Origin of the sequence: Streptomyces sp. NRRL WC-3618 (assembly GCF_001280005.1) — a bacterium.
Classification (GTDB): domain Bacteria; phylum Actinomycetota; class Actinomycetes; order Streptomycetales; family Streptomycetaceae; genus Streptomyces.
The window spans coordinates 37,290-55,329 of record NZ_LGDW01000144.1; the positions used below are offsets into that span (position 1 = coordinate 37,290).

The 18,040-nt window shown below is 72.2% G+C and carries 14 protein-coding genes; 8 read left to right on the forward strand and 6 right to left on the reverse strand.

All coding sequences use genetic code 11. The features are described 5' to 3' along the window. Positions 1-183: 183 nt before the first annotated feature. Both ADL01_RS16480 and ADL01_RS16485 read left to right on the forward strand, forming a co-directional pair. Entirely contained in the window at positions 184-1,032 is an 849-nt protein-coding gene (locus ADL01_RS16480) for an NPP1 family protein (RefSeq protein ID WP_234354663.1), read from the forward strand. A 297-nt stretch (positions 1,033-1,329) separates the two neighbouring features. Next, positions 1,330-2,592: an amidohydrolase gene (locus ADL01_RS16485; RefSeq protein ID WP_053742746.1), complete on the forward strand. Its 1,263-nt coding sequence runs from the start codon at positions 1,330-1,332 to the stop codon at positions 2,590-2,592. On the opposite strand, the gene ADL01_RS16490 is transcribed toward ADL01_RS16485, so the two are convergent. Both ADL01_RS16490 and ADL01_RS16495 read right to left on the reverse strand, forming a co-directional pair. Continuing rightward, a complete protein-coding gene (locus tag ADL01_RS16490) occupies positions 2,589-4,214 on the reverse strand; it encodes a hypothetical protein (RefSeq protein ID WP_053742747.1) in 1,626 nt (541 codons plus the stop codon). The genes ADL01_RS16485 and ADL01_RS16490 overlap by 4 nt on opposite strands. 97 nt (positions 4,215-4,311) lie before the next feature. Continuing rightward, positions 4,312-5,478, reverse strand: a complete 1,167-nt coding sequence (locus tag ADL01_RS16495) for a PP2C family protein-serine/threonine phosphatase (RefSeq protein WP_053742783.1) — start codon at positions 5,476-5,478, stop codon at positions 4,312-4,314. 156 nt (positions 5,479-5,634) lie between these two features. Between ADL01_RS16495 and ADL01_RS16500 the strand changes: the two genes are divergently transcribed. Further along, positions 5,635-6,066 (forward strand): hypothetical protein, encoded by a 432-nt coding sequence (locus tag ADL01_RS16500; protein ID WP_053742748.1) that lies wholly within the window; start codon positions 5,635-5,637, stop codon positions 6,064-6,066. Between the two features lie 32 nt (positions 6,067-6,098). Here the strand turns inward: ADL01_RS16500 and ADL01_RS16505 are convergent, their stop codons facing one another. Beyond that, positions 6,099-6,545, reverse strand: a complete 447-nt coding sequence (locus tag ADL01_RS16505; RefSeq protein ID WP_053742749.1) for an SH3 domain-containing protein — start codon at positions 6,543-6,545, stop codon at positions 6,099-6,101. A 164-nt stretch (positions 6,546-6,709) separates the two neighbouring features. Between ADL01_RS16505 and ADL01_RS16510 the strand changes: the two genes are divergently transcribed. Next, entirely contained in the window at positions 6,710-7,657 is a 948-nt protein-coding gene (locus ADL01_RS16510; protein ID WP_053742750.1) for a hypothetical protein, read from the forward strand. Here ADL01_RS16510 and ADL01_RS16515 read toward each other — a convergent pair. Beyond that, positions 7,563-8,966, reverse strand: a complete 1,404-nt coding sequence (locus tag ADL01_RS16515; protein ID WP_053742751.1) for a PLP-dependent aminotransferase family protein — start codon at positions 8,964-8,966, stop codon at positions 7,563-7,565. The two genes, ADL01_RS16510 and ADL01_RS16515, sit on opposite strands and share 95 nt — an antisense overlap. A gap of 87 nt (positions 8,967-9,053) precedes the next feature. Here ADL01_RS16515 and ADL01_RS16520 point away from each other — a divergent pair, with 87 nt between their 5' ends. Then, complete coding sequence (locus tag ADL01_RS16520; RefSeq protein ID WP_053742752.1) at positions 9,054-9,827, forward strand: alpha/beta fold hydrolase; 774 nt, start codon at positions 9,054-9,056, stop codon at positions 9,825-9,827. Between the two features lie 24 nt (positions 9,828-9,851). Beyond that, positions 9,852-11,804 carry an FUSC family protein gene (locus ADL01_RS16525; RefSeq protein ID WP_053742753.1) on the forward strand — a complete coding sequence of 651 codons (1,953 nt, stop codon included), beginning with the start codon at positions 9,852-9,854 and terminating at the stop codon, positions 11,802-11,804. Between the two features lie 72 nt (positions 11,805-11,876). Here the strand turns inward: ADL01_RS16525 and snpA are convergent, their stop codons facing one another. After that, positions 11,877-12,548: a snapalysin gene (gene snpA, locus ADL01_RS16530; RefSeq protein WP_053742754.1), complete on the reverse strand. Its 672-nt coding sequence runs from the start codon at positions 12,546-12,548 to the stop codon at positions 11,877-11,879. A gap of 199 nt (positions 12,549-12,747) precedes the next feature. Between snpA and ADL01_RS16535 the strand changes: the two genes are divergently transcribed. Continuing rightward, the gene (locus ADL01_RS16535) at positions 12,748-13,689 is read left to right on the forward strand and encodes a LysR family transcriptional regulator (protein WP_053742755.1); all 942 of its coding nucleotides are present in this window, start codon (positions 12,748-12,750) and stop codon (positions 13,687-13,689) included. A gap of 51 nt (positions 13,690-13,740) precedes the next feature. Here ADL01_RS16535 and ADL01_RS16540 read toward each other — a convergent pair whose 3' ends face one another. Then, entirely contained in the window at positions 13,741-15,822 is a 2,082-nt protein-coding gene (locus ADL01_RS16540; protein ID WP_053742756.1) for a PhoX family protein, read from the reverse strand. 333 nt (positions 15,823-16,155) lie between these two features. Between ADL01_RS16540 and ADL01_RS16545 the strand changes: the two genes are divergently transcribed. Next, on the forward strand, positions 16,156-17,880 hold the full coding sequence (locus ADL01_RS16545) for a VWA domain-containing protein (protein WP_053742757.1): 1,725 nt from the start codon (positions 16,156-16,158) through the stop codon (positions 17,878-17,880). Positions 17,881-18,040 lie beyond the last annotated feature (160 nt).

The window sequence follows — 18,040 nt, forward strand, 5'->3', positions numbered from 1 at the left end:
TGACCAGGACTCGATCCGAACCTCCCGGCCGGGCCAACGGAAGGTGTGGTGTCGGTGTCCGGTCCATGACGCGCCGACGGACAACCGCGCCAGAGCGCCCCGGACATTGTTCGGCCTGATGAAACGGGGTGCCGAACAACTCTCCCGCTGCCAGATTCGTTCTCGCCACGCCGGATCGACGGCATGACCGAGCCGCATGAGCGGCCCGACCCACCGGAGAGCACCCCCATGTTCCGTATGCCCCAGGCATTGAAGTCCCTGAAGATGTCCCGTCTCACGAAGACCGCGCTCGTCGCGGCCAGTGCCACCGCCCTGACCGTGGGCCTGACGGGCAGCGCCAACGCCGCCGTCCTCAACCCGCTGCCGTGGAACGCCGACACCTTCCAGGCCAAGTACATGCCGCTCTTCGACTACGACACGGACGGCTGCTTCCCCGCCGCGGCGGTCGACTCGAACGGAAACCTCAACGGCGGTCTCAACAACAGCGGGTCGATCACCGGCCAGTGCCGCGACGGCCACCTCGGCAGGGCCAACACCTACGCGCAGAGCTGGTGCAAGAACGGCTGGTGCGCGTACGTCTACGGGCTCTACTTCGAGAAGGACCAGACGCTGAACGGCGCCGACGCCTTCGGTCACCGCCACGACTGGGAGTCCGTCGTGGTCTTCCAGCGGCAGGGCGACGAGCGGCCCAGCTTCCTCGCCGCCTCCCGGCACGGGGGCTACAGCACCCACCCGATCAACGAGGTGCCGATGAGCGGCAACCGCGTCGAGATCGTCTACCACAAGGACGGCGCGAGCACCCACGCCTTCCGCTTCGCCAAGTGGGGCGAGGTACCGCACGCCTGGGGCAACGGGACCTGGGACACGCCGGCCCTGGTCACCATGCAGAGGATGGCCGACGCGCCGCGCAACGCACTGTGGAACTCCCAGTGGGGCCACGCCAACTTCCCGCTGACCGGCAACCTCCAGAGCAACATCAACAAGGCCCGGGACGCCGACGGCCGTGCCCAGGCCGCCATCCCCGCGTTCTGATACCCGGGTCCGTGACACCCGGGTAGTGGCACCGGGTCGGTGACACCCGGCCCGGCATGAGCAGCCGCCGGTGGGACAACTCCCCCCTCCGCCCCACCGGCGGCACATCATCACCGCGACGCGGACCACATGTCGGTCGTAGGCGGCAGACCCGTCCGTTCCGGACCGGCTGGCCGACGAGAGCGTCCGCGCGTCCCGCTCTCCCTCGTGGATGTCAGCGGCGACGGCCGACGGCCGCGAGTGTGCCGCCGAACGAGTGACCCGGCGCCGCTCAGGCCGGAGGCATACGCTGCCCACGTGACCTCACCCATCGCCCGCACCGCGCTCGAACTCACCGCGGACCTCCCCCTCCCGGCCCTCGAAGACCTCTACCGCGACCTGCACCGCCACCCGGAACTTTCCCTGGCGGAACACCGCACGGCGGGCCTGCTGGCGGAATCGCTCCGGAAGTCGGGGTACGAGACGACGGAGGGCGTGGGCGGCACGGGCGTCGTGGGCGTCCTGCGCAACGGCGAAGGCCCGACGGTCCTGCTCCGCGCCGACATGGACGCGCTCCCGGTCACCGAGGAAACCGCCCTCCCGTACGCCTCCACCGTCCCCGGCGTGATGCACGCCTGCGGCCATGACCTGCACGTGACCTGGCTGGCGGGTGCCGCCCAGGCACTCGCGGCGGGCCGGGACACGTGGAACGGCACGCTGGTGCTGGTCGGCCAGCCCGCCGAGGAGACCGGCGAGGGCGCGCGGGCGATGCTGGCGGACGGCCTGTACGACCGTTTCCCGCGCCCGGACGCGCTGCTGGGGCAGCACGCGGCGCCGGGCCCGGCCGGCCTGTACCCGCACGTCCCCGGCCTGATCATGTCGGCGTCGACGGACGTCGACGTGATCGTGCACGGCGTCGGCGGCCACGGCTCCCGTCCCGAAACGACGGTCGACCCGGTGGTGACGGCGGCCTACATCGTCACGCGCCTCCAGACGGTCGTCTCGCGCGAGATCGCGGCCCGCGACTCCGCCGTCCTGACGGTCGGCGTGATCGAGGCGGGCACCCGGCACAACATCATCCCGGCGACGGCCCGTATCGCCCTGAACCTGCGCACCCAGTCCGACGACGTACGGGGCCGCATGCTGGCCGCGATCAGGCGTATCGCCCAGGGCGAGTGCGTGGCGGCGGGCTGCCCGCGCGAACCGGACATCCAGGTCGGCGCGACCTTCCCGGTCACGGTCAACGACGCGACACTCGACGAGCGGGTGGCCGCGGCCCACCGCGAGGTCTTCGGCGCGGCCACGGTCTTCGACCCCGGCCCGGCCATGGGCAGCGAGGACTTCGCCCACCTGGCGCCGGACCAACTCCCGTACGCCTACTGGTTCGTGACGACCACACCGGCCGAGGTGTGGAACGCGGCGGAGGGCGACGACGACCTGATGGCGAGGCTCGCGGCGGTACCGAGCAACCACAGCCCGCTGTTCGCCCCGGACCTGTCGACGGTGGGCCCGGGGGTGCGGACACTGGTGTCCGGCGCCCTGGCCGTCCTGTCGCCGCCGCCGCCTCCGTCGTCGGCCTAACCGGGCACGTGCTGGACGGACTCCAGCTTCTGCAACTGCCGTTCCGCATGCAGCACGGCGCCTTCGCGTCGGCCTGGTACCCGACGCCTCAACTCGACGACCACAGGCCCGAGTTCACGGGCGTCGGCGCTCTCGCCGAGGCTCGTCCACTGGTGGTGGGCCCGGTCGACGGCGGCCTCGACAGCGGGCGCGTCCGACGCCTGACCGGCGCTGAGCCGCGTACCGGCGACGGTCAGCCAGGCCCGACAGCTCCGGGCCGGGTCCCCGGCGAACATCGCGAGGTCGGCCCGGACCTCGGTCCAGTGCAGCGCCTCTTCGGAGGCGGCACCGTGCTCACGAAAGGCAGCCTGCTCCCACCGGGCGGCGACAGCGTCGGCGTCGGCGTGCCGACCGGCCTGAACGGCGGAGGTGATGAAGGAGTGCGGATCGCTGCCGTCGGCGGCTTCATCGCGCCGCGACACCCGTTCGCCCGGACGCGGCACGCTCTCAGCACGACGCGGGTCATCCCCGTCCGCGCCGGGACGCGGCACGCCTCCGGCCCGCAGCGGCACCTCCTCGCCTCCGCGCGATGCCTCTCCGCCTCGGAGCGACACCTCCGCGGCGGGACGCGGCACCCCTCCTGCCACCCGCAGCGGCGCCTCCTCGTCCCGGCGCGATGCCTCTGCGTCTCGCAGCGACATCTCTGTGCCCGCGCGTGGCACCACTGCGAGGCGGCGCGGCGCCGACTCCACGGCGTCTCCGGCCCGCAGCGGCACCTCTTCCGGGCGGCCCGGCGGCGTTGCGGCTGGGTTCAGCGGGCCCTCTGGTGGGCGCTGCGCCCGGGGAGACTCCGGGGGTCTGGGGGCGAAGCCCCCCGGGGACGGGACGGGTAGGGGCGGCGGGGGCGAGGCAGACCCGGCGTTCACACCCGGTGATCCCGCCTTCACACCCGCCCCGGACACCGCGTCCCAGGCCAGCACCACATCCCCGTAAGCCACCCCCTCCGACGACAACCGCCCGAGCGCCTGCTGATGCAACCGCCCCGCGTCCGGTCGGTACCCGCTGCGCAGAATCGTCGCGACCGTCTTCATGTACGCCGGCACACCCACCGCCCGCCGAGGCGGCGGCGGAGCGACCCGCCCGTACACGCTCACCCCCCGCCCCGCGTCGAACACCCGCCCGGTGACGTGCTGCCACGCGGCGGCGTCGGCGTGCAGGTCGAGGAAGAGCGTCGTGGTCCCCGGGGCCCGCAACCGCAGTTCCTCCGCGATCCAGTGCCAGGGAAACCCCGTGTAGCGGACCGTCGCGGGGGTCGTCCGGGCCAGCGCGAGATGCGGAAGGTGCTGTTTGCGGTCGAGTTGGAGCTGCCCGGTGAGGAAGACGGTGAGCGGTCCAGGGGTCACCGCGGCGGCGCGCAGCCGGGTGAGTACGGCCTGCGGCTCCAGCGGGTCGGCGAGTTCGACGACGTTCGCGGTGTCGGTACCGGACAGCACGGCCGGGGACACCGCCGCGAGAACGGGCAGCACGGACGCCGCGTCCACCAGACAGCCCTTGCCCATGGGTGAGGCGGCGAGCAGCAGCACGGTTCCGGTCGTCGTAGGCGTTACCGGGGTTGCGGCGGTCGAACCCGTTGATCCAGCCATGGCCCCGCCCCTCACGTCCGTCACGTCCGTCACTTCCCTAGGCAGCACCGTAACCGGTGCGACTGCGAAGGGGGATTGGCGGTAGGTCTAACGCCCCCTATGGACGACTTGTACCGCGCCGCACCGCGAACACCGTCGTGTCGTCGCCGAGACGCCCACCGCAGTGCCGCAGCGTGCCGTCCCGGACGAACGCGACGAGGCGCCGCGGATCGGCGACGCCCGGATCGTCGGCGACGGCCTTGGCGACGCGTTCGCGCAGCGGAAAGAAGGTGCCGTCGGTGTCCCGGGCCTCGGTGACGCCGTCGGTGACGAGGAGCAGGGTCTCCCCGTCGGCGACGGACACCCGGAAAACGGACGGCAGCCGGCCCGCGCCCCGCGCCAACTCACTGAGCCCGAGGGGGAGTCCGTCCGCCGGCGGCAGGCTCCGTACCCCGTTGGCAGACACGATCAGGGAAGGCTCGTGACCGAAGTTGACGACCTCGACGACGCACCCCGCGGCCTCCTCTCCCCGACCCTCCGCGAAGCCGGTCCCGGGGAAGCCGATGAGGACAGCCGTGGCGAACCGGTCCCCCTCGTCCCGCCCCACGGCCGCCCGGTAACGGACGTGCCGCAGCATCCGTACCTCCAGGCGTTCCGCGACGGCCGCGAGCGCCGGTTCGTGATAGCCGGCCTCTCGGAACGTGCCGAGCATGGCGGCGGCGGCCTCGACCGCGCCGAGCCCCTTGCCCTGGACGTCACCGATGAGCACCCGGGTGCCGTGCGGGCCGGGCTGGATGTCGTAGAAGTCGCCGCCGACCCGGGCGACGGCGTCGGCGGCGAGATAGACCGCCGCGTGGTCGAGGCCGCCCCAGCCCGGTGGCAGCGGACGCAGCACCGTACGACGGGTGGTCTCGACGACGTCCCGCATGTGCAGCATGCGCCGCTCGCCGCGCACCCGGACCGCGCAGGCGAGGACGGCCAGGACCCCGCCGAGGGCGACGAGGATGAAGTCGGGCAGCCCGGTCTGGTACTGGTGCGGCCAGGCACCGTCGACGAACACGTACGTGCACAGGGCCAGGACCGCGAAGGCGACGGTGCCCGCGACCGGGCACAGCGCGGCGGCGATCCCGGGCACCAGCACGATCCACGAGATGATCCGGAACTCGCCGCTCGTGTTCCAGTCGAGGACCGCGATCCCGACGAGCAAGACCAGCGGCGGCACCCAGCCGACGCCGCGTCCGCCGAAGAGGGGCGGCGAGAAGGCGGGGCCGTCGTCCGAGCCCATAGGGCCGTCGTCGGAGCCCACGGGGCCCACCGGGCCCATCTGGCGCACCGGCTTCATGGAACTCAGCGAAACACGGCCGGTCCCCCCTGTCGACTTGCCAGCGGCCGTCTCCAGGTGTGCTCTGGAGGGCGGGGGCGAGGAGAGAGGAACACTCTCATGGCACAGACAACGACCCGCATCCCCGGCACTGCCGGGTATCCCGACGTCTTCAGCGCCCGGACCCACGTGGTCGCGAACCGGGTGCTGACCGTCGTACTCGGCCTGGTCTACGGCTACTGGGCCGCGGCCATCCGGCGCGACGCAGGTCCCATCACCGGCTGGAACATCTTCTTCGGCGTCGTGAGCGCGCTGGCGTTCATGGTGGTGCAGACCGGCGTACGGGCGGTGGCGCCCCGCCTGAGGCGCGAGCTGCACGCGCTGGCGTGGGGCGCCTTCGCCGGGGTCGCGTTCGGGTTCCTGTACAGCCAGACCGGGGAGAGTGTGCTGCGGTCGTCCGGGAACTCACTGATCGTCACCGGGTCGGTGACGGCGGCGATGTTCTACCGCTACTACACGCACGAGGACGCGGCCGGTCACCGGGTGAGCTGATCGCGGCCCCAGGCGGCAGCCCTGGGGCGGCCTCAGCCGAAGGTGACGTCCAGGTTGAAGCTCCACGTCCCCGAGACGCTCCAGTGGGTGTCGCCGCCGTCCTTCCACTGCGGGCACGGGTCGCTGCACCTGGGCACCGACCGGCCGCCGGTGTCGATGAAGGCGGCGCTCGCCCACGCGTCGACGCCCTTCAGCCAGTACCAGTGCGGGTTTCCGCGCACGGTCTGACCGAGCACCGAGCACAGGACGCGGCCACGGCTGCCCGGGGCCAGCTGCCCGACGACGGGCGAGTCGGTGGTCGGCTGCTGCCGCAGGTTCAGCACGCCGGCGGAGACGACGGTGCCCCGGACTCCGGAGCCGTGGGAACCGCCGGCGTGGTCCGGCGTGGCCGCCGTCGCCGTCACCGCCGTACCGACCGGCAGGAGCGATATCGACGCGGCCAGGATTCCGCCGGTGAACAGGACCGAAGTGATGCGCATAATCCGCCTCCTGAGTCCCCGAACGCATTGGTGTCCCCTCAAAACCAGGAAACACCCGTCCGGGTGAACGCTCCACCGGAGGCTCCACCGCGGAGGCTTGTCCCGCACGCCCATATGCAGTCAACCGGCTCGCGCTTCGCGCCCCCGGGCCCTTGCCTGGAGGGGTGCCCCACCGTCTCCGGAACGCCCTGTCGGCCGTGCTCACCGTCCTCGCCTGTCTGCTGCTGCCCTTCGGCGCGCTCTCGGCCTGGGCGGCGTACGAGCTCGCCGACACCGGCCGGTACGTCACCGCGATGGCGCCGCTCGCCGAGAACCCGGACGTCCAGGACGCGATCGCCGACAACGTCGGCGCCGGCATCGTGCACGCGGTCGACGTCGGCCCGTTCGAGGAGACCGTGAACCACTTCGTGCAGGACGCGGTCCACTCGTTCACCCGCACCGAGGCCTTCCGCACGGCCTGGGACACGGCGAACCGCGCCACCCACGAGGCCGTGCTGCACGCCCTGCGCGAGGGCCCGAGGAAGCAGCACCCCGAAGCCCCCTACGGCAGTTACGGCGGCGAGGGCGCCGTCACCATCGACCTCGCCCCCGTCACCGAGCAGATCAAGCGTCAACTCACCGCCGACCAAGTGCCGTTGGCGAACCGTATCCCCATCGCGCACACCGAGGTCGCGGTCCTGCCCGCGCAGGATCTGGTACCGCTCCGGAAGGGTTTTCGCGTGCTCGAAGTCGCAGGTTTCTGGCTTCCGGTGACGGCCGGTGTCCTCGCCGTCACCGGAATCGCACTCGCCGTCCAGCGCCGCCGGGCGATCACGGCGACCGCGCTGGGTACGGCCCTCGGCGGGGCGGTGCTCGGCGGCGCGCTCGCGATCGTCCGCCGTCTCACCCTGGCCGACCTGCCGCCGGGCGTCTCCGCACCCGCCGCCGGCGCCGTCTACGACGCCCTGACGGCCACCCTCCGTACGGTCTCCTGGCTGCTCCTCGCCCTGGGCGTCGTCGTGGCCGTCGGCATGTGGGTCACGGGCCGGTACGGCCGCGCCGGGCGACTGCGGCGAGCGTCCGCAACGCCCGCACCAGTTCCGGTTCCGGAGCCGACGCGAGCCCGAGCCTGACGGCGTCCGGTGCCCGCTGCGGGCCCACGGCGAAGGCGTTGCCCGGGGTGACGGCGATGCCGTGCGCCGCGGCGGCGGCCGTGAAGGTGTCCGCCCGCCACGACGCGGGCAGCTCCCACCATGCGTAGTAGGCGTACGGATCGGATCGCACGGTGCCCCCGGCCGACGCCAACTCCCGTGCCACGAGCCGCTGTCGACACGCCGCGTCCACCCGCTTGGCGGCCACGAGCCGCGCCACGGTGCCGTCCTGGACCCACCGCGTCCCGGCCTCCAGCGCGAACCGCCCCGCACTCCACCCGCCCGACCGTACCGCCGCCGCCACGGCCTGCGCCCGGTCCGGCGGTACGACGAGAAAGCCCACGGTGAGGCCGGGCGCGACCCGCTTCGACAACCCGTCGACGACATGGGCGAGTTCGGGGACGTGCGCGGCGAGAGGCTCACCCGAGCCGGTCCTCTCCGGGTCGGCCCTCTCCGAGCCCGGCCTCTCCGAGCCGGCGAGGAACGACCAGATCCGGTCCTCCACCACCGGCAGCGCCAACTGCCGAACCACACCCGCGAGTTCACGCTTCCTCGGGTCGCTCGTCGTCACCGACGTCGGGTTGTGCAGCGTCGGCTGGACGTACAGCGCGGACAGGGGGGCGGAGCGGTGGGCGGCGGCGAGGGCATCGGGGCGCAGGCCCTCCTGGTCCATGGCCAGCGGGACGAGGGTGCAGCCGAGGCGGGCCGCGATCTCCTTGACCAGCGGGTACGTCAGCGCCTCCACGCCGACCCGGCCGCCCGGCCTGACCAGCGAGGCGAGGGCGGCGGCGATGGCCTGCCGGGCGTTGCCCGCGAAGAGGACGCCGTCGGGGTCGGGCCGCCAGCCCGGGGTGGCGAGCAGCCCGGCGACCACCGTCCTGGCCTCTGCGGTACCGGTGGCGGGCGCCGGGCGCAGCGCCTCGGTGAGCACGTCGGGCCGCAGAAGGGGCGCGAGCGCGGGGGCGAGAAGCTCCGACTGGCCTGGCACGGAAGGGTAGTTGAGCTCGAGGTTGACCGTCGCGGCCGTGCCGCCCACCGCCGGTTCGGCGAGCGCGCGCCCGTCCGGATCGGAGGGGGCGGCCCGGACGAACGTGCCGCGTCCGACCTCGCCGACGACCAGCCCACGCCGCACGAGCTCGCCGTACACCCGCCCGGCCGTCGACCCGGCGATCCCCCGCCGCCGCGCGAACGCCCGCTGTGGGGGCAGCCGTTCGCCGGGGCGGAGCCGCCCGGCGGCGATGTCCTCGGCGATGCGGTCGGCGAGGCGCCGGTAGTCGTAGTCGTCGTCCATGTGTCCCCCCGTACCCGTTCTCGCACATTGCACCGAGAGCAAAGATCCTATTGCACCGAGGAGTTGGGCCGCCCTAGGGTCGCCCACATGCCCGCAACCCCATCTCCCGCATCTCTTACGCCTCTTGTCCTCGTGCATGGCCATCCCTTCGACCACACGATGTGGAATCCGCAGATCGAGGCGTTCTCGGCCGGCCGCCGGGTCCTCGCCCCCGATCTGCGCGGCTACGGCGCCTCCCCTGCGGCACCCGCCGCCGTCACCCCACTCTCGCGGTTCGCCCAGGACATCGAGGAGTTGCTCGACGAGGCGAAGGTCGAGGCGTGCGTGCTCGTCGGGCTGTCGATGGGCGGCCAGATCGTCATGGAGTGCTGCGACCGGTTCCCGGAGCGCGTCCGGGGCGCCGTCCTCGCCGACACCTTCCCCACCCCCGAGACACCGGAGGGACACCTCGCCCGCAACGCGACGGCGGACCGGCTGCTCGCCGAGGGCATGCGCGGGTACGCCGACGAGGTGCTGGAGAAGATGGTGTCCCCGTCCGCCGACGCGAGCGTCAAGGCCCACGTCCACCGCATGATGACGGCCACGGACCCCCGGGGCGCGGCAGCGGCGCTCCGGGGCCGCGCCCAGCGCCCCGACTACCGCCCCCTGCTGACCCGCCTCGCCGTCCCGGCCCTGGTCGTCGTGGGCGCCGACGACGAGTTCACCCCGGTCTCCGACGCCGAGGCCATGCACGCGGCCCTCCCCGACTCCGCGCTCCACGTGATCGAGGGCGCGGCGCACATGCCCAACCTGGAACGCCCGGCGGAGTTCAACAAGGCCCTGGCCGACTTCCTGGCGACGCGCATCGACCCGGCCCCCTGAACGAGCCATGGCGATAATGGGACCATGTCCCGCGAGTTCCCCATCGGCCTCACACCTCCCGACTGGCTGGTGCGGAACCTCCGGCCGCAGCCGGCCCCACCCGTCAACCGCCCCGCCGTGGCCCGCGCCGCCATCGCCATGTCGCTGCCCCTGGCGGTCGGCCTCGCCACCGGCCACGCCACCTACGGCGCCCTCGCCTCCATGGGCGCCCTCTCGGGCGTCATCGGGGACACCGCCGACGCGTACCGGATGCGCATCCTCAACATCGCGATCCCCCAGTTCTTCGGCGCGCTCGGCGTCACCCTCGGCGCGCTGGTGTACGGGCACGGCTGGACCGCCGTCGCCACCGTGACCTGTGTGGCCCTCGTCTCCGGGATGATCTCGACGATCGGCGCGGTGGCGTCCGTGTCGGGGCTGCTGCTGCTCCTCAACTCCGTGATCGGCGCCGGGCTGCCGCTGCCCGGGCCCTGGTGGCTGGCGCCGGCGCTGATGTCCGGGGGCGGGCTGCTCGTCCTCGCGCTGGCCCTGCTCGCCTGGCCGCTGCGGTCGGGGGTACCGGAGCGGGCGGCGGTCGCGCAGACCTACCGTACGGTCGCCGAACTCCTCGCCGCCGGCGCCACCGACGGCTACGAGGACGCCCGGCAAGCCGTCACCCAGTCCCTCAACCAGTCCTACGACCTCGTCCTCGCCCGGCGCGCCCGCCACCACGGCCGCAGCCCCGAACTCGTACGTCTGCTCGCCCAGTTGAACGCGATCACCCCGGTCGTCGAGGCCGCTCCCGCCGCCCACCAGACCGGGCGCCCACTGCCGCCCGAGGTCCCGGAGGCGGTCCGGCACCTCGCCGACGCCGTCGAGACCGGCTACAGCGGGCCCATCGGGCTGAACATCCCCGCCCCGGCCGACCACACCTCCCGGGCCGTCGAACAGGCGCTGCGCCACACAGCCGAGGTGGTCGGCAGCCGCTCCCCCGACCTGCGCACCACCGGCCTCGCCACCTCGGACGACCGGCTCGGACGACCGGCCGCCCTGCGCGTACGAGCCGCCGGCGCCGCCCGGGACGTCGTCATGTCCGGCGACTCCTGGCGCTACGGACTGCGCCTCGCCCTGTGCGTCGGCCTCGCGCAGGTGCTGGTCTCGACCGTGCCGGTGCCGCGCTCGTACTGGGTCGCGCTGACCATCACCTTCGTCCTGAAGCCCGACTTCGGCTCCGTCTTCTCCCGCGCCCTGCTGCGCGCCCTCGGCACGGTCGCGGGGCTGGTCGTCGCGGCGGCGGTGCTCGTCCAGGTGCCGCGCGGCTGGTGGGACGTACCGGTGATCCTCCTGCTCGCCACGCTGATCCCGGCGCTCACGCCACGCGGGTACGGCTACCAGACGGCCGCCATCACCCCGGTGATCATCCTCCTCTCCGACCTCCTCAACCACCAGGGCACGGCACTGCTGCTGCCCCGGCTCCTCGACTCCCTCATGGGGTGCGCCATCGCGCTCGTCGCCGGATACCTCCTGTGGCCGGAGAGCTGGCACACCCGCGTCGGCGACCGCCTCGCGAACGCGGTCGCGGACACGGCCCGCTATGTGGAGTCGGCGTTCCGCCCGGACACCGGGGGTGCGGCACGGGCGCGTATGCGACGGCGCCTGTACCGCGATCTGTCGGTCGTCCGTACGGAGTTCCAGCGCGCGCTGACCGAACCGCCGCCCACCGGACGGCGGGCGGCGGCGTGGTGGCCCCTGGTCGTCGCGGTGGAACGCATCGTCGACGCGACGACCGCCGCCCGGGTCCACATCAAGCAGGGCGCCAAGCCGCCGTCGGACGCCGAGATCGACCAAGTCGTCGTACAGCTACGGGAGTTGTCGGACGGGCTGCGCCGGGTCGAGACGCTGTACGCGGTGCGTACGGACCTCAGCGGACCGGCGGACAGTGTGCTGGAGCCGCTACGGCAGGAAGTGGCGGCGGCGCGGGCGGTCACCTCACCCAAGTAAGCCGCTACCCCGCGCGGGCCGCCCCTGTGCAGAGGGACGGCCCGCGCATGTGGGGGGGGAAGCGCTGCGTTGCTAACGCATGGCCGCCGCGAGCCCGTTGGCCCACAGCCGGTTCACACGGGAGCGTTCGGTCGAGTTCGGGATGGCGTTGGTGCAGGACGTGCCGGGGCCGCCGCCCGACATCAACTCGCTGCACGGGCCCGAGTAGTGGTCGGGCAGCCCGAGCACATGGCCGGTCTCGTGGGCGGTGATACGGGTCGGGTCGTACTGGTCGCTCTGCGCGTAGTCGATGAAGATGTACCCGCTGCCGTGGCCGTCCGTGGAGGCGTACGAACCCTGGGAGCTGTTGCCCTCGCGGTAAGTGAAGTCGGCGGTGGACGCGGTGCCCGACTGGAGCCTCACGTTCGTCACCGAGCTGTTCCAGATCGAGGTGGAGCGGGCTATCTCGGCGCTGAAGGAGGGCGCGCGGGACGCGTCGTAGACGACGGTGACGGCGGCGGCCGAGCGCGGGTGGGCGGCGCGCTTCTCGGCGACGGATTTCAGGACGGCCTCGAAGAACGCCTTGTTGCCGGCGGCCTCCTCGGCGGACCCGGCGTACGCGGACACGGATGAGGCTGCGGCTGCGGGTGCGGGTGCGGGTGCGTGTGTGGGTGCGGCGGATGCGGGAACTGCCGTACCGAGGGCGAGAGTTGCCAGGCTGAGGCCTAACGCCGCCGCCAGGACGCCAGAGGTGGGCTTTCTCATCGATGACTCCTTGGGTGGGGGTGAGCCAGTCGGTCGTACGGCGAGTGTCGGCGTCCGTGCGGCGGCTGTGATGATGGCAAAGGGCGATAGCGCGGCCCTATCACCGCCTTGCCCCGTCTGTCGGAACTCGAGGTTCCGGCCTAGGGTGCGATGGCATGGACATGTGCATGCGCATGATTCGCGCCGCGGAGCCGGTCGCATGGAGCTAGAGGTGAGGCACCTTCGGGCGCTGTGCGCCATAGCCGACACCGGCAGCCTGCACCGCGCGGCCCGTCAACTGGGCGTGGCCCAGCCCTCGTTGAGCACCCAGTTACGCCGGATCGAACAGGAACTGGGCGGCGAGCTGTTCATCCGCACCCGGACCGGCTGCCGCCCGACGCCGCTCGGCCGGGTCGTACTGAGCCGGGCCCGTCCCCTGGTCGCGGAGATGCGCTCGCTGGTCACGGAGGCGAGGGCCGCCGCGGTCGACGGACTCCAGCTGCGCATCGGCTCGACAGCCAGCCGCGCCCTCTCCGGCTGGCTGCGCCGCCTCCGCCGGGGACACCAGGAACCCACGCTGCGCATGGACGTCTCCGCGAACGCGCTGCTGCGCATGGTCGCCGACGGACAACTGGACGTGGCGTTCGTCCACGAGGTCGAGGGCTGTCCGCTCAGGATCCCCGATGGCCTGTGTCTGCGCGTACTGGTCGACAGGGAACCCCAGTTCGTGTCCCTGCCCGCCGACCACCCCGCCACCGCGAGACCCGTGGTCCACCTCTCCGAGCTGGCCGGCGACCGCTGGATGGTGGACGAGACGGTCGACGGCGAGTTCGACGCCGTACTGCGCATGCTGCGCGCCGCCGACCTCAACCCCCGTGTCCTGCACGGCGATTACCACACCACGGCCGCGCTGGTGGCGACCGGCGAGGTCGTCACCGTCTGCCAGGCGACCTGCCTGCCGCGCCCCGAGATGGCGGTGCGCCGACTGCACGGCGACCCGCTCGGCGTACGGCTGCTGCTGGCGGCCCGTACCGAGACGGAGCTCGACGGGGTGCATCCGGCGCTGGCGGAGGCGTACGACGAGGTGGCCCGGCAGGCACCGGCGTACCGGGAGTGGCTGGCACAGAGGGATGCGAGAACCCCCGTGCCGGCCCTCCCGTGAGCCGCCGACCGAACCGACCGAACCGACCGACCCAACCGATACCCGACCGGCTCAGACGCCGATGTCGCAGCCGTCCTCACGCCACACGGCGACGACCGCCGGGCGGACGATCTTCCCCGGTCCGTCGGGCCAGGTGCTGGCGGGCTTCTCCACCGACGCACCGTCGATCTCGCCCGGGTGCTGCACGGCGACGAGCACCTGCCGCTCCCCGATGACCGGACCGCAGGTCTCGGCGCCGGTCGGCACCGTCAGGAACTGCTTGAGCTCACCGCGCCGGTCGCCCTTGGTCGCGACGCCGAACAGGCCGTCGTGGGAGCCGAGCTGGTTGCCGTCGGTGGAGATCCACAGGTTGCCGTGGCGGTCGAAGGCGACGTTGTCCGGGCACGAGATCGGGCTGACCTTGTCCTTCGGGAAGCCCGCGAAGTAGGTGGCGGGGTCGTTCGGGTCACCGGCGACGAGGAACAGCGACCAGGCGAACGAGGTGCTCTCCGCGCGGTTGCAGTGCTCGGTCAGCTCCAGCACCTGGCCGTGCTTGTTGGAGTTGCGCGGGTTGGCCTCGTCGGCGGCGGCGAAGCCGGACTTCCCCCGGTTGCTGTTGTTGGTGAGGGCGACATAGACCTTGCCGGTGACCGGGTTGGGCTCGATGTCCTCGGGCCGGTCCATCTTGGTGGCGCCCACCTTGTCACCGGCGAGCCGCGTGAAGACGAACACCTCCTCGGCGGTCATGCCGTCGACGTGCGAGACGGCGCCCTTGGCGGTGGCAGTCGCCAGCGGAATCCACGTACCGCTGCCGTCGAACTCGCCGTCGGCGGGCAGCTTGCCGCTCCCGTCGATCTCGATGGCGGGGGAGTCACCGGTGAGCTTGGCGACGTACAGCGTGCCTTCGTCGAGGAGCGAGAGGTTGTGCTCCCGGACGGACCGCGAGTCCCCGTGCCGCATCCGCTTGCTGCCGACGAACTTGTAGAAGTAGTCGAAGCGCTCGTCGTCGCCGGTGTAGACGACGGGACGCCCGTCGTCGGTCATCCGGATGGTGGCGGCCTCGTGCTTGAAGCGGCCGAGGGCGGTGTGCTTGCGGGGCGTGGAGGAGGGGTCGTACGGGTCGAACTCGACGACATACCCGAACCTGTGGACCTCGTTGGGCTCCTGCGCGATGTCGAACCGCTTGTCGAACCGCTCCCACTTGCGCTCGGTGGCGCCGGTGCCGATGCCGTACCGCTTGTCCGTTGCGCGGGAGGCGTTCGCGAAGTACTGGTTGAAGTTCTCCTCGCCGTGCAGGGTCGTCCCCCACGGCGTGGTGCCCCCGGAGCAGTTGTTGAGCGTGCCGAGCGCCTTCCGGCCGGTCGGGTCGGTGGAGGTCTTGAGGAGATCGGACCCGGCGGCCGGTCCCGCGATCCGGAACTCGGTGGTCGCCGTGACGCGCCGGTTCAGCGGGTGGCGGGGTACGGGGGTGAGCCGGCCGGTACGCCGGTCGCCCTCGACCACGACGGCGGACAGCCCGTGCGCCGCCCAGGCGACCTCGACCTGCTCGCGGGTGGGGTTGGCCGGGTCGTAGCCGCGGAACATCAGGATCTCGTCGGTGTACTCGTGGTTGGCGACCAGGAGCCTCTGGTTCCCGTGCAGGGGGAGCAGGGCGAGGAAGTCGTTGTTGTACCCGAACTGGCCGGCCTGCGCGGCGGCCGTCTGGTTCTCCGGGTCGAAGGCGGGGGCGCCACGGAGAATCGGCTCACCCCAGCGGATGACGACGTTCTGGCCATACCCGCCGGGCACGGTCACGGCGTCGGCGGTGTTGGGCGCGACGGGGCTGAAGCGCAGGCCACGGGGCACGGAGGAGTGGTGGGGGTGGCGGGCGGCCCGGGAGGGGTACGAGGCCGCGGTGGCCGCCTCCGCACCCTGGGCGCCGACGACGTTCGCGGCGGTACCGGTGGCGGTAGCCACGGTGACGACGGCGGCGGCGCGCATCACGGAACGGCGGCTGAGGGCGCCGGCGATCACATCGCCGACGTATTCGTTGGCGCTGGTGTTGGGAACCTCGTGGAAGCAGGCGTCACCACACCGGAAGCGGCAGGTCATCGCGGACCGCCCACCAGGATGCGATCCGGACGACGATCCGATCAACGGCAGCAGCTTGCGCACTTTACTCTCCCCTGAAGATCCCTATACGTGCCTTTGGTGTCAGCGTGACGCTAGGCGGACGGAGGTGCAACAGCGGGGACGCCGGATGAACGAAGGGTGAACCCGTGGGAGCGGTAAGGGGGTTGGGGCTGCGGGGAAGATGTGGACGACTCCCGTCGGCAGCCCGGCCGAGGCGCCCTGAGGGGTGGGCCGCGAGGTTGGCGGTGTGGCGCCCTTGACGGCGGGCGCGTTCCGTGAAAGACCCAGCCCAAGATCGCCAGGTCGGCCCGCTAACCTTACGTGTCTGTCCTGGCCAGGGATTGACGGCTACAACTCACGTGAAGGGTTGCGCACATGGGCATTCTCACTCTCCTGCGGAACGCGTTCGGCAAATCACGCAAGGGGCGTGACGCCGAGGCGGCGCCCGCGCGGGAGGCGGAGTCGGCTCCTCAGCAGGAAGCCACCGAGCCGAAGATTCCGGCACCGTCCCCGGAACCGACCCTGACCCAGTCACCCACCCCAACGCCCGCCGAGACCCCGTCGGTAGTAGCCGACCTGGTCTCAGCAGCCTTCGACAACGTCACGGTCCCCAAGCCGTCACGGCCGGTGGACGAGCCGACGAAGGCGGCTACGCCGGCGGCTGAGACTGCGGCGCCGGTCACCGAGCCGACGGAGCCGGAGGCTGAGGCCGCGACGCCGGTCACCGAGCCGACGGCTGAAGCCGAGGCGAAGACCGAGGCCGCGGAGGAGGCCAAGCCGGAGCCGGTGGCCGAGGTTGAGGTTGAGACCGAGGCGAAGCCGGAGCCGGTGGCCGAGGTAGAGCCGGAGACCGAGGCGAAGCCGGAGCCGGTGGCCGAGGTAGAGCCGGAGACCGAAGCTGAGGCAGAAGCAGAGGCCGAGCCGGAGCCGGTCGTTGAGGCGACCCCGGAGCCCGAGCCCGCCACCGAGGAGCCGGAACCGGTCGCCGAGGTAACCCCGGACCCCGAGCCCGAACCGGAATCCGCCGCCGAGGTAACCCCGGACCCCGAGCCCGTCACGGAGGAGCCGGAGCCGGTCGCCGAGACCACGCCGGAGGCCGAACCGGTCGCCGAGCCCGTCACCGAGGAAGCGGAGCCGGTCGCCGAGACCGCGCCGGAGGCCGAACCGGCCACCGAGGTAACCCCGGACCCCGAGCCCGAACCGGAACCCGCCGTCGAGGAGACCCCGGAGCCGGAAGCGGTCGCCGAAGTGACCGAGCCCGTCGCGGAAGAGCCCGCTGCCGAACCCGAGCCGGCGGCCGAGGCGACCCCTGAACCGGAGCCCACGCCTGAGGCCGAGGCCGAGGACCTGGAACCGGCGGCAGCCGCCGACGCACAGGAAGCCCCACAGGGGCCACCCGCACCCGAAGACGATGGCGTCACGGGTGGTGCAGGCGGGAACAAAGATACGGCCGAAGGCGAAGCCGAGGCCGTACCCGCAACCCTCCTCACCGCCTACAACTCCGCCGCCACCACCCTCACCACCCTCAACCTCACCACCACCCAGGCCAAGATCTACCTCGTCCTGGACCGCTCCGCGTCCATGCGCCCGTACTACAAGGACGGCTCCGCCCAGGCCCTCGGCGAGCAAACCCTCGCCCTCGCCGCCCACCTCGACCCGGAGGCGACCGTCCACGTCGTCTTCTTCTCCACCGAGCTGGACGGCACCGGCGAGCTCACCCTCACCGACCACGAGAACAAGATCGACGAACTCCACGCCTCCCTCGGCCGCATGGGCCGTACGAGCTACCACGCAGCCGTGGAGGAGATCGTCACGCACTACGAGAAGTCCGGCACCAAGCACCCCGCCCTCATCGTCTTCCAGACGGACGGCGCCCCGGACGCGAAGACACCCGCGACCCAGTCCCTCACGGACGCGGCGACGAACCACCCGTCCCTCTTCTTCTCGTTCGTCGCGTTCGGCGAGCCGGAGAACAAGGCCTTCGACTACCTCCGGAAGCTCAAAACAGCCAACACATCCTTCTTCCACGCGGGCCCGACCCCCCGCGAGCTGACGGACACGGAGCTGTACGAGGGCGTACTGGCGAGCTGGCGCCCGTAAACAAAAAAGAACACCCCGCAACCACCCCACCTCACGACACCACCCCGCCCGCCTCCCCCAGCAAAAACGGGAGGCGGGCGCCCCATATCAGTCGGCTACGATTTCAAGGTTCGTAGACGGTCCAAACACACCAACCACACCGTCACTCCATGTAGCGACT